This window comes from Flagellimonas sp. ABD4_174, from assembly GCF_056160185.1.
The window spans coordinates 186,940-199,404 of the sequence record NZ_JBSWWP010000001.1; the positions used below are offsets into that span (position 1 = coordinate 186,940).

Sequence of the window (12,465 nt, forward strand, 5' to 3'; positions counted from 1 at the left end):
CAACCATAAAAACATGTGCAAACACGTTACTTTATTTATAATTGGATTACTTGGAATGCTAGGATTCTCTCAAACAGCATCCATAAGTGGCACTGTTTCGGATAACGGCGAACCTTTACCTTTGGCGAATATTATACTCAAGGGGACCAAAATGGGCACGGCCACCGATATTGACGGCCTATATGAGATTACAGCTATTCCGCCAGGAGACTATATATTGCTGGTTACTTCTTTAGGGTATTTGCCCTACGAAACCACGATCAGTTTGGGTCAAAACGAATCTAAAACCATCAACATACGGCTCGAAGCATCGGCACAGAATCTTGAAGAAACTGTGGTAACAGGCACCCTAAAACCCGTTAGTCGATTGGAAAGCCCTGTTCCAGTAGAGGTTTACTCCCCTACTTTTTTAAAAAAGAACCCAACAGCCAGTGTGTTCGATGCGCTTCAAAATGTGAACGGGGTTCGCCCACAGATCAATTGTAACGTATGCAACACGGGCGACATCCACATAAACGGATTGGAAGGGCCGTACACCCTTGTGCTTATCGATGGCATGCCCATTGTGAGCGGCTTGGGTACTGTGTACGGTTTAACAGGTATTCCCAACACCCTTATTGAGCAAATTGAAATCGTAAAAGGTCCGGCTTCCTCACTTTATGGTAGTGAAGCGGTCGGTGGATTGATCAACATCATCACAAAAAATGCCTTGAGCGCTCCCGAATTTTTTGCCGATGCCTTTGCCACAGGCTGGGGCGAGTACAACTTGGACATTGGAAGCAGAATCGGTATCGGTAAAAAAACAGACCTGCTTTTGGGCGTTAATTACTTTAATTATGATAACCCGATCGATAACAACAATGATAATTTTACAGATGTTACCCTTCAAGATCGTATTTCAATCTTTCAAAAATGGAACTTTAAGCGCGCAAACAACCGATTGTTTTCTTTAGCCGGACGTTTTTTCTATGAGGATCGCTGGGGCGGCGAAATGCAATGGACACCAGAGTTCCGAGGCGGCGACGAAATTTATGGGGAAAGTATTTACACGCGTAGGTGGGAAGTTTTGGGAAAATATCAATTGCCTGTTGAGGAAAAATTTCTTTTATCGTTTTCCTACAACGACCACAACCAGAACTCGGTATATGGCGACACTGAGTATTTAGCGGATCAACGCATAGGTTTTGCCCAGTTGACTTGGGACAAAACCGCCGGAAATCACGACCTATTGTTCGGCAGTGCCGTTAGATACAATTATTACGATGACAATACTCCGGCTACCATAAAAGCTGATAATATTTGGATTCCCAGTCTTTTTGCCCAGGATGAATACTCGTTTGCTCCCAAACATTCATTTTTGGCTGGATTACGATATGATTACGATAGGCGACATGGAAATATTTTTACGCCGAGGGCCGCTTACAAATGGAAGATTTCCGATAACGATATATTTCGTGTAAACGCAGGCACTGGTTTTCGGGTTGTGAACCTATTTACCGAAGATCATGCTGCTCTTACCGGATCAAGGGAGGTTATAATAACCGAAGAACTAAAGCCCGAAAGATCGGTTAACCTGAACCTCAACTATTTAAAGAAAATTTATAGCAATAACGGAACTTTTGTGGGGATCGATGCCTCTGCATTCTACACCAGGTTTTCCAATGTAATCCTACCCGACTATGAAACCAATCCCAACCAGATTATATACGATAACCTTGATGGCAAATCCGTTTCGCAGGGAATCAGTGCCAATTTGGACATCGCTTTACCAAGTGGCCTTAAACTTATGGCCGGTGCAACGTGGCAAGATGTCAGCAGCACAGAAAACGGCATTAGCCAACAACAGATCCTTACCGAAAGTATTACCGCTACTTGGGGCATTACCTATAGTTTTCGCCAGCTCAATTTAACTGTTGACTATACAGGGAATTTATATGGCCCTATGCGATTACCGTTACTGGGGGAGTTGGATCCCAGGAATGAATATTCCCCGACTTGGAGCATTCAGAATATCCAATTTACCTACAAGGGTCTTTCCAATTTCGAGTTTTATGGAGGCATAAAAAATCTTTTGGATTGGACCCCGAACCGAGGTAATCCGTTTATTATTGCACGGGCCAACGACCCATTCGATAAAGAAGTCACCTTTGATGGCAATGGTAATGCTGTGGCCACTCCCAACAACCCTTATGCCCTTACTTTTGATCCCAGTTATGTTTACGGTCCCAACCAGGGCATCCGTGGGTTCTTTGGTTTAAGGTATACTGTTTTTTAGGGTGAAGAAAGTTTGGTTATCTTTAAACCCATGCCCCACTTCGACTACATTATTATAGGTGCAGGAGCCTCCGGCCTTTTGCTTGCAAATGCCCTGGGCAAAGATGCGTTCTTTGCTTCCAAATCCATTTTGGTGCTGGATAAGGAGGACAAAACAACAAACGATCGTACTTGGTGCTTTTGGGAACGTGGCAAAGGTGAATTCGACCATCTCATCCATAAAACATGGAATTCAATCCATGTGGGCGGGCAGCAGCTTCAAAAATCAACTTCAATTGCCCCGTACACATACAAAATGCTCCGCGGTATTGACTTCTACAATTACTTTTTACCAAAGGTAAAAGCCTACCCCAACATTACTTGGATTCAGGAAGAAGTGCAACAGATTGAAGAGCAAGAGCATGAGGTCTTAGTGACCACTTCTTCTCAAAAATTTGGCGGACAAACGGTATTTTCCAGTCTTTATAATCCGTCCATTCCACTACAACAACAGAAATACCCAGTTTTACAGCAACATTTTGTAGGGTGGCAAATTAAAACCAAACAGTCGGTATTTAATAGTAAAGAGGCGACTTTTATGGATTTTTCCGTGCCCCAAAAAGGGAATACCCGATTTATGTACGTGCTTCCCTTTTCAAAAAACGAGGCTTTATTGGAATACACACTTTTCTCCGCCAATCTATTGGAAAAATATGAGTATGAGGATGCCATAAAAGCATATATTAAAGATAATTTTGGTGATATTGACTACCGTGTAACAGAAACGGAATATGGAAGCATTCCCATGACCTGCTACCCGTTCCATAAAAACAACACCGATCGTGTTTTTAATATCGGCATTGCTGGTGGATGGGCAAAACCCAGTACGGGCTATACTTTTTACAACACTGCAAAGCAGGTGCCCAAGTTGGTCGAATATTTGAAATCGGGAGAGCCATTGTCCGGTTTCTATCAAAAAAACAGGTTTTTGTTTTACGACATGCTTCTGTTGGATATTTTATTTGAACACAACCATTATGGACACGAGATTTTTGAATCCATGTTCAAAAGAAGAAAGGCATCCTTAATACTAAAATTTCTGGAAAATGAGACCAATATTTGGGAAGAACTGCAGATTGTAACGGCTCCTCGACCATTACCTTTTATAAGAGCTTTGTTTAAACGATTGTTTTAAACAGTCCTTTCCATTAAACTTTCCCCAAATTGTTGTAGCAGCACCTTACTTTGTTCCGGCAGTTTGGTTTCGTCCAATGCACGGAATGCCATTTGTGTATACTTTTTTATGGCCTTCCTGGTTTCTTCGACCGCTCCACTTTCCTCAAATATGGTTTTCACTGCCTCTACTTTTGTCGAGGAATCCTCAGGTTTAATGGAATATAGGTGCAACAAGCCTTCTTTATCATCTTTGGTGGCGCCTTGGAGTGCCTTTAGGTATAAATAGGTCTTCTTGTTTTCTATAATATCCCCGCCTATCTGTTTTCCAAAGGTCTCCGGGTTGCCAAAGGCATCCAAAAAATCGTCCTGTAACTGAAAAGCGATCCCCAAGTTTCTTCCGAACTCGTAAATGGCATCGGCGTCTTTTGGGTCCGCATCTGCAACGATTGCCCCCATCTTCATGGCCGCAGCGACCAAAACGGAGGTTTTATACTCGATCATTTTTAAGTATTCGGGGATGGTCACATCGTCCCGTGTCTCAAAATCAACATCGTATTGTTGGCCTTCGCATACTTCCAAAGCGGTTTTGCTGAATAATTTAGTGAGCTCGAAATAGGTTTTTACCGGGTAGCCCTCAAAAAACTGATAGGACAGTATCAACATAGCATCTCCAGAGAGAATTCCAGTATTTATATCCCATTTTTCGTGAACCGTAATCTTTCCCCGTCGTAACGGGGCATCATCCATAATATCATCGTGAACCAAGGAGAAGTTGTGGAACATCTCAATGGCCAAAGCAACATCCATTGCTTTTTCGGCCTTGCCCCCAAATGCTTCGGCCGTCATCAGGGCAAGTATTGGGCGTAATCGTTTACCGCCCAATCCCAGAATATACTGGATCGGTTCGTACAAATTCCGTGGGTCCGTAATTTGTGTTCTGGCTTGGAGATGCGTAACAAACTGCTCTCTATACTTACTAATGATATTGATATCTGACATGGGGCCAAAAATACGCTCAAAAAATTGATTTTGGCCAAAGGCCCAACCCAAAATCCGGTTTAGGGTAAACGCATTTGACATAAACAGGATTTAAAAAAATATAGAAATACTGCAATAGAAAATTTTTTCATCGTCTCTATAGATGTAGCGCAACCTGATTTGACCGAATGGCAGCCAAAAACGACAACCATAACAATTTGACCACCTTTTTTAACGAGGAGTATGGTTCGTTGCGGTCTTATGTAAAATCCAAGATCAGGGATACATCGGAACAGGACGCAGAAGATATTGTACAAGATGTTGCCCTACGGATATTTTCCCGGCCCGAGGATGCCATTCCCATAACCAATGTGGGCGGGTTTGTTTACAATGCTATACGGAACAGGATCATTGATATTATGCGAGGTAAAAAAGAGAAAAAACTCCCCAGCGAAGAAATCGACAGGCAATGGAGGGAATTTGCGGAGTTTTTCTACGGAGATGCGGACAATAGTTATTCCACAGAAATGGAGCAGGCCCTAAAAAAGGCCGTGGAAGACCTTAAACCCGTGTACCGCGACATTGTGATCGCCATAGATTTTGAAGGATACAATTATAAACAGATTGCAGAAAGAACCGGAATACCGGCAGGCACTTTAATGTCCAGAAGGCACAGGGCCATGTCGGAGCTATCAAAAAAATTAGAAAAAATAAAAGAACCTGAATATGGAAACTAATCAAGTGTTTGAAAAACAAGTAGAAAAAAAGGTGGAAAAATATGTCAAAAAAGGAGTGAAGATTTTGGCAATAATCGTTCTTGGAGGAATCCTCTTCCTTTTGGCCAATTATGTATTAATGCTTTTATGGAACTGGCTTATGCCCGACCTGTTCGGCACGGGAACAGTAACCTACTGGCAAGCGTTGGGCATTTTTGTGTTGGCTAAACTTCTGTTCGGCTTTGGAGGTGGAGGCAGCAAAGGCAAAGGCAAATCCTCCCATAAAAAGAAATTAAGGTCTTCGCATAAATGTGCAACATGGAGAAGGGATTTTGATGAATGGAAGCATTACGATCAATACTGGAGAGAAGAAGGCGAAGAAGCTTTTAAAGCCTATGTAGAAAAAATCAAAAACGAAAATCATGGTACAACAAAAGAAGAGTAAGGAAAAGAAAAAATACGTGTTACGTTTTAGCCCTTTTTTTTGGAGACTGGGACATGTTTCTAGCGACAGCTCCAAAAAGAATACGCAACTGAGCCCATTGGTTATTGCCAGCAAGGACCCCGATTATAACAAATAGACAATCCATCGTTAAATAATTGTAAAACCAAGGAAACTTTTTTTGTTTTTAAAGTTTCCGTGTTTAACTTTGCCCCTGATTATGAGGGAAAAAATAATTCAGAAAGCGACCGAAATGTTCTTAAACCTAGGGTTTAAGAGCGTTACCATGGACGATTTGGCGCACGAAATGGGCATTTCCAAAAAAACGATCTATTCCCATTACAAAAACAAAACCGATCTGGTACAACAAACCGCAATGGCCATGTCCGATTTTATTGTCTGTGGCATAGACGATATCGTGAGCTTACAAAAGAACCCTATTGAGGAGCTGTATGAGATCAAGAGGTTTGTAATGACCCATTTAAAAGATGAAAAATCATCACCATTGTACCAGCTCCAAAAATATTACCCAAAAATACACTCGGCCCTTAAAGAAATCCAATTCGAAAGCACCCATCGCTGTGTAGCCGACAATGTGAAACGTGGCATGGAACTGGGCATTTATAGAGACAACCTTAACGTGGAATTTGTTTCCAGAATTTACTTTATGGGCATTACCAGTATCAAGGACAACAGCATGTTTCCCACAGAAATATTTAGTAAAGCCGAAATACTAGATCTCTATTTAGAATATCACTTAAGGGGCATTGTAACCCCCGAGGGAAGAAAAATACTCAATTCAATCATCAATTCAAACAAAGAATAAATGCGAAAAACGTTATTCAGCCTGTTATTTATAATGTCTTGGCTGGCATCTGCTCAAGATGCACCGCCAAGCTTTAGCCTGGATCAGGCCATTGCACATGCATTGGAGCATAACTACAGTGCCCAGAATGCCGAAAGAGATGTCCTGGATGCGCAAAAACAAAAATGGGAAACCATTGCTACAGGACTTCCCCAGATCAATGGTGCCGTTAGCTATCAGAACCAGTTAAAACAACCCGTATCACAGATTCCCGCCGAGTTTTTTGGTGGAGAACCCGGCACATTTCAAGAAGTGGTGTTTGGTCAGGCACAATCCATGTCGGCAACAGCTACCTTGACACAGCAAATTTTTGACGGATCATACATCGTAGGAGTACAAGCCACCAAAACATTTTTGGAGTATAGCCAGAACAACAAGGAGAAAACCGAACTGGAAGTAAGGAAGTCGGTAGTAGAGGCCTATGGCAACGTTCTATTGGCACAAGAAAGTGTATTGATCTCCGAAAGGAACAAAGCCACATTGGAGGAAAACCTCTACGAAACCAAACGTATTTATGAAAATGGTCTTGGTGACGAAGAAAGTGTGGATCAATTGCAGATTACACTATCCACCGTGGACAATCAACTCAAAAATGCCCGTCGAATGGAGAAGATAACACTCCAAATGCTCAACCTTGTATTGGGACTCCCGATAGATACCCCAACCATACTGAGCGAGAATTTGGACGACCTTACCCAAAAACAAATTGACCTTGCCCTGATCGATACCCCATTCGATATAGAAAACAATGTAGATTACAAAATGGCACAGAACCTTAACGAACAAAGAGAGTTGGAGCTAAAATTGGCTAAAAGTTATGCCTTGCCCACATTGAACGCCTTTGTAAACTATGGCGGAAACTCTTTTAGCGATAGTTTTAATTTTTTAAATAGCGGGCAGCAATGGTTCGGATCATCCATTTTAGGGATAGACCTCAATATTCCCATTTTTAGTTCTTTTAAAAGAAGTGCGGGCACACAGCGTGCCAAAATTGCCTTGGACAAGGCCAAAACACAATTTACAGAAGCTCAAGCACAGATACGTCTACAATTGGAAAGTGCCAAAAGTGATTATATCCTTGCCATAGAGCAATATGGCACCTCCAAGGACAACCTGGAACTGGCCGAGCGTATCGAGAAAAAAAATCAAATAAAATATTCCGAAGGATTGGCCACCAGTTTTGAACTGAGACAGGCGCAGACACAATTATATTCCAGCCAACAGGAGTATTTGCAATCCATGGTCGATGTAATCAACAAAAAGACCGAATTGGAAAACATCATAAACAAATAATAAAGAAAACCATTCCATCATGAAAAAAGCAATATATATAACACTAACCGCAGCGGTTTTGGCTTCATGCGGGGGCAATGGCAACAAATCTTTGGAGAAAGCACTTAGCAGCCAAGATGTTGAGGTAATCCGTGCCAAGCATGCCGAAATTTCAATAGAAAAGAAAGCGTTGGAGAGCCAATTAAAATCCTTGGATTCCGCCATTGCACTGTTGGATGGTTCTGCCAAGTTACCATTGGTGACCACCATAGAAGTACATCCTCAAAGGTTTGATCATTACCTGGAATTACAAGGAGATGTAATGACCAAGCAAAATGTACTTATTTATCCAGAAATGTCCGGAACACTGAACAAAGTGTATGTAAAGGAAGGACAAAAAGTAACCAAGGGACAGCTATTGGCCACTATTGATGATGGAGGCTTATCCAGCCAATTGGCACAACTTAGAACACAGGCCGAATTGAGCAAAACCACTTTTGAACGCCAAAAAAGACTGTGGGAACAGAACATTGGTTCCGAAATACAATACCTACAGGCAAAAACCAATTACGAAGCGCAACAAAGTGCCGTAAAACAAATGGAAAGTCAGGTCGGCAAATCCAGTATACGGGCCCCTTTTACAGGAATTATAGACGACGTGATCAAAGATCAGGGCACAGTGGTAAGCCCAGGTCCAGGTTCCGAGGTATTCCGCATAGTAAATCTATCCAATATGTACATCGAAGTTGAAGTACCGGAAAGCCATTTGCAAAACGTAACCCCAGGAAAAGATGTAAAAGTATATTTCCCGGTACTGGGCGATAGCGTTAACACAAAAATTAGACAGACCGGTAATTTTATAAACCCCAGCAACCGTTCGTTTACCGCAGAAATCCCCGTGCCAAGTCACGATGGCAAAATAAAACCGAACCTTACCGCACGTGTAATGATCAACGATTATACCAGCGAAAATGCCATTTTGATCCCACAAAGTATATTATCCGAAAATGCGGATGGAGAACAATATGTGTTGTTGGTAGCCGCGGATTCCGTTGAGAATAATCCAGTGGCCAAAAAAGTGGTCATAAAAACAGGAAAAACACAAGGCGATTACGTAGAAGTACTCTCCGGCATCAACGAAGGTGATTCGATAATAGACGAAGGTGCCAGAAGCGTAAAAGAAGGGCAACAAGTGAATATAAAAAATAGCTAGACAGCCAAAGTACAGACTATGAGCAAACAAAAGAAAAGCGTAGACAAGGAATTTGGGCTGTCGTCATGGGCCATAGATAACCAGACCACAATGTATGTGCTAATTTTGGTTATCCTTATTCTGGGCGGTATGGCATACTTTAGTATGCCCAGGGAAAGTTTCCCCGAAGTAAAGGAAACCAAGATTTACATTAGTTCCATTTACCCGGGCAACACCGCAGAGGATATCGAAAAACTGATTACGGATCCTTTGGAGGACGAGCTCAAGACCGTAAGCAATCTAGTGGAAATCACCTCTACATCGCAGGAGGATTATTCCATGATCATTGTTGAGTTTGATGAGAACATCTCCGTAGAAGCTGCCCTGCAAAAGGTAAAAGACGAAGTAGATTCCAAGACCGCTGGCGAAGATTGGCCCACATTTAACGGTGCCAAGGTCGAGCCAAACGTATTCGATCTTAGTCTTTCCGAAGAAATGCCCATCCTTAACATCAACATCTCCGGAGATTACCCCATTGAAAAACTAAAGGAGTATGGGGAATATCTGGAAGATGAGATAGAAGGTCTCCAAGAAATCAAACAAGTAGATATTCGAGGTGCCCAAGAAAAAGAGGTGGAGGTTGCCGTGGACATCTATAAAATGATGGCGGCAAAAGTGAGCTTTAACGATGTGATCAATAGCATCAACAACGAAAACCTAACCACATCCGCAGGTAACCTAATTGCCAGTGGACAACGCCGAACCATCAGAATTGTAGGAGAAATAGACAAACCCCAGGACCTACGGGACTTTGTGGTAAAATCGGAAAATGGAAACCCCATTTACCTAAAGGACATTGCCAAAATTTCGTTTAAAGAAGAGGATAAAACAACCTACGCACGTGAATTTGGCGAACCCGTGGTAATGCTAGATGTAAAAAAACGTTCCGGAAAAAACATGGTGGCCGCGGTTGACCAGATCAAAGTAATTGTAGAGGATGCCATAGAAAACGAATTTCCACAAGACCTTAAAGTTACCATCGCCAACGACCAGTCCTCCAAGACCATTGGTCAGGTGGATGATTTGGTGAACAACATCATCTTCGGGATCATATTGGTGGTAACGGTATTGATGTTCTTCTTAGGATTTAAAAATGCCCTGTTCGTAGGTTTTGCCATCCCAATGTCCATGTTTATGTCGCTAATGATCCTGGATGTAATGGGGTATACCATGAACACCATGATCCTTTTTGGTTTGATCATGGGACTAGGTATGTTGGTGGACAACGGTATTGTGGTCGTAGAGAACATTTACCGACTCATGGATGAGGAAAAAATGCCTCGGATAGAAGCGGCGAAAAAAGGAATAGGCGAGATCGCTTTTCCCATTATTATATCCACATTGACCACAGTAGCGGCATTTGTTCCGCTCGGTCTATGGCCAGGGATCATGGGGCAGTTTATGAAATATTTCCCCATAACGCTTTCCGTGGTTTTAGGTTCATCCCTTTTTGTGGCCATCTTCTTCAACTCGGTATTGGTATCCCGATACATGACCACCGAAGACAAGGAAATGCCATTAAAGCAGATCATTCGGATCACTTCTATCATCTCGGTGATCGGAATACTCATCATTATTTTTGGAGGAGCATATCGATCATTGGGGACTTTAATGGTGGTAACCGCCATTATGCTCTGGATCTATCGCCTGTTTCTTAGAAATTGGGCCAATACTTTTCAGAATAAGATCCTGCCCAATTGGGAAAGAATGTACGAAAAAACCTTACGGTATGCCTTATCTGGGAGAAAACCTATCTTTATTTCGATCATCACTTTTGTATTGCTTTTGATAGCGTTTGCAGGATTTGGCGCATCGGTAGGAAGCCAACGGACCAAAGTAGAATTCTTTCCCGACAACAAGCCCAATCAAATTATTGTGTATATCGAATACCCGGAAGGTACAGATATCGAAAAAACCAATAAGATCACCAAAGACATTGAGGGCAAGGTGTACGATATAATCCAGTCGGAAGCCTACATGAACGGTGATTATAATTTTATGACCGAAAGTGCGGTATCTCAAGTAGGGGAAGGCGCCGGTAACCCACAAACCGATGGTGGTTCCAGTGCCGAAATGCCTAACAGGGGTAAAATTACCGCTACATTCCGAGAATTTAAGTACCGTGAAGGAGCAGATAGTGAGGAGTTGCTCAAAAAAGTGCAGACAGCGCTAAAAGATGTTTATCCTGGTGTTGCCATTTCTGTAGAAAAGGATGCGGTAGGACCTCCAGTAGGTTATCCCATCAACATAGAATTGGAAGGTGAGGATTATACGGAGCTGATCACCACAGCGGAACGCATGCGAAACTTTATCAACTCTCGAAATATTCCGGGTATAGATGAATTAAAAATCGACGTTAACAAATCCAAACCTTCCCTTTTGGTTCAAGTGGACCGCAAAAAAGCAGGTGAGTTAGGGGTTGCCACCGGGCAGGTGGGCCAACAACTGCGAAGCTCCATTTTTGGTTCCAAGGCAGGAATCTATAAAGAAGGGGGCGAGGATTATGATATTTATGTGCGGTTCAACAAAGATGACAGGTACAACACCAGTGCCCTGTTCAACCAACGAATAACTTTTAGAGACCCTTCCAGCGGGCAGATCAAGGAGGTTCCTATTTCAGCGGTCACCAAACAAACCAATAGCACCGGGTTCAGTGCCATTAAGCACCGCGATGTAAAACGCGTGGTTACCGTGTACTCGGCTTTGGCATCGGGGTATACGGATGCGGGGGCGATTGTTGGAAAAATACAAGAGGAAATGAACGATTTTGAGAATCTTCCAAGTGATATCAAAATAGATTATACCGGACAGATCGAGGAACAAAACAAGCAGATGGCTTTTTTAATGGGTGCATTTTTCACCGGTCTTGGACTTATCTTTTTTATTCTGATTTTCCAGTTCAACTCCATAAGCAAGCCAGGTATTATTATGTTGGCGATATTCCTAAGCTTGATCGGGGTTTTTGGTGGAATTGTTGCCACAGGCAGCGCATTTGTTATTATGATGACCATGATGGGGATTATCTCCCTTGCGGGTATTGTAGTGAATAACGGTGTGGTGCTGTTGGACTACACCCAACTGTTGATCGACAGAAGAAAAGTAAAGCTGGGACTTGAAGAAGAAGATTTATTGGAGTCCGAAGATTTAATGGAAGCGGTGATCAAAGGCGGAAAAGCAAGGCTTAGACCTGTATTACTTACGGCCATCACCACAATTTTAGGTCTAATACCATTGGCCACAGGATTCAACATTAACTTTTTTACCTTAATGAGCGAGTTCAATCCCAACATATATTTTGGTGGGGACAATGTAATATTCTGGGGACCTTTGGCATGGACGGTAATTTACGGTCTGTTGGTAGCTACCTTCTTAACATTGGTAGTGGTGCCTATCCTGTTCAGTTTGGTCTACAAACTTAAGATCAAAATTCGAAACGGCAGATTAAAAAAACAAGATCGTAAACAAACACCAATTCCCGAGCAAACTTAAAGAGATACAATAAAAAAGCGGC

General features: G+C 42.3%; 9 protein-coding genes. 8 read left to right on the forward strand and 1 reads right to left on the reverse strand.

Annotated features, from left to right (window positions below; translation table 11 throughout):
- Positions 1-13 precede the first annotated feature (13 nt).
- Positions 14-2,275, forward strand: a complete 2,262-nt coding sequence (locus ACXAFK_RS00805; RefSeq protein WP_474956478.1) for a TonB-dependent receptor — start codon at positions 14-16, stop codon at positions 2,273-2,275.
- A gap of 30 nt (positions 2,276-2,305) precedes the next feature.
- The gene (locus tag ACXAFK_RS00810; RefSeq protein ID WP_474956479.1) at positions 2,306-3,448 is read left to right on the forward strand and encodes a lycopene cyclase family protein; all 1,143 of its coding nucleotides are present in this window, start codon (positions 2,306-2,308) and stop codon (positions 3,446-3,448) included.
- Here the strand turns inward: ACXAFK_RS00810 and ACXAFK_RS00815 are convergent.
- Entirely contained in the window at positions 3,445-4,419 is a 975-nt protein-coding gene (locus ACXAFK_RS00815; protein WP_474958144.1) for a polyprenyl synthetase family protein, read from the reverse strand. The genes ACXAFK_RS00810 and ACXAFK_RS00815 overlap by 4 nt on opposite strands.
- Positions 4,420-4,595: 176 nt before the next feature.
- Between ACXAFK_RS00815 and ACXAFK_RS00820 the strand changes: the two genes are divergently transcribed.
- The 6 genes from ACXAFK_RS00820 to ACXAFK_RS00845 all read left to right on the forward strand — a co-directional run bounded on the left by ACXAFK_RS00820 (position 4,596) and on the right by ACXAFK_RS00845 (position 12,443).
- Entirely contained in the window at positions 4,596-5,144 is a 549-nt protein-coding gene (locus ACXAFK_RS00820; protein WP_474956480.1) for an RNA polymerase sigma factor, read from the forward strand.
- Positions 5,134-5,568: a hypothetical protein gene (locus ACXAFK_RS00825; protein ID WP_474956481.1), complete on the forward strand. Its 435-nt coding sequence runs from the start codon at positions 5,134-5,136 to the stop codon at positions 5,566-5,568. The genes ACXAFK_RS00820 and ACXAFK_RS00825 overlap by 11 nt, the downstream gene beginning before the upstream one ends.
- A 217-nt stretch (positions 5,569-5,785) precedes the next feature.
- Positions 5,786-6,391 carry a TetR/AcrR family transcriptional regulator gene (locus tag ACXAFK_RS00830; RefSeq protein WP_224835794.1) on the forward strand — a complete coding sequence of 202 codons (606 nt, stop codon included), beginning with the start codon at positions 5,786-5,788 and terminating at the stop codon, positions 6,389-6,391.
- Positions 6,392-7,723, forward strand: a complete 1,332-nt coding sequence (locus tag ACXAFK_RS00835) for a TolC family protein (RefSeq protein ID WP_224835795.1) — start codon at positions 6,392-6,394, stop codon at positions 7,721-7,723. It begins immediately after the preceding gene.
- Between the two features lie 19 nt (positions 7,724-7,742).
- On the forward strand, positions 7,743-8,915 hold the full coding sequence (locus tag ACXAFK_RS00840; RefSeq protein WP_474956482.1) for an efflux RND transporter periplasmic adaptor subunit: 1,173 nt from the start codon (positions 7,743-7,745) through the stop codon (positions 8,913-8,915).
- Between the two features lie 18 nt (positions 8,916-8,933).
- Entirely contained in the window at positions 8,934-12,443 is a 3,510-nt protein-coding gene (locus ACXAFK_RS00845) for an efflux RND transporter permease subunit (RefSeq protein WP_474956483.1), read from the forward strand.
- Positions 12,444-12,465 lie beyond the last annotated feature (22 nt).